Origin of the sequence: Kitasatospora saccharophila (assembly GCF_039529925.1) — a bacterium.
Taxonomy (GTDB): Bacteria; Actinomycetota; Actinomycetes; order Streptomycetales; family Streptomycetaceae; genus Kitasatospora; species Kitasatospora saccharophila.
Window position 1 is genome coordinate 1 of the sequence record NZ_BAAANS010000190.1, and the last position, 563, is coordinate 563.

The 563-nt window shown below is 70.3% G+C and carries 1 protein-coding gene; it reads left to right on the forward strand.

What is annotated here, in order from left to right; all coding sequences use genetic code 11:
- Window positions 1–563: hypothetical protein (locus tag ABD345_RS40110; protein WP_344559790.1), on the forward strand; the 563-nt coding region annotated here is incomplete at both ends.

Here is a 563-nt window from a genome sequence, read left to right on the forward strand (position 1 = left end):
CCTGGATCACCGAGCGCAAGCTGCCCTGGCGGATCGTCGCGCTCGGTGCCATGGCCGGTGCGTTCTTCCTGGCCGCCACAGTCGCTCTGACCGGCAGCACGGGCGGCAGCCGGATTCAGATCCTGGCGGCCCTCCGTGTGCAGCCCTACTACGCGTCGGTCTCCGGTGACCACTCCTACCCGGCGACCGGGGGCTGGGTGCTGCCGTCGATCGCCACCGGTGAGCCGCGGCTGCTGCTGTTCGCCGCAAGCCTGCTGGCCTACTACCTGCTGATCAACTCGGCCCGCCTGCTCTCCCTGCTCAGTACGACGACCAGCCCGTCGCGCCGCGACCCGGCGTACTGGTGGCTGTCGGGCTGTGTCGTCGCGGGGACCGGCATCACGCTGGTGTTCTCCCACACGGGCTACTCGGAGTACCACTTCCTCCGGACCGTCACAGCGATCGGAGTGGTCGGCACGGTCGCCTTTGCCTCGACTCTGGTCGACGGGACGACCCGGTGGCGGCCGGTCCTGGTCGCCGCGGTCGCGGGCTACGCCACGGCTCTGCTGATCCGGCTGCTGTGG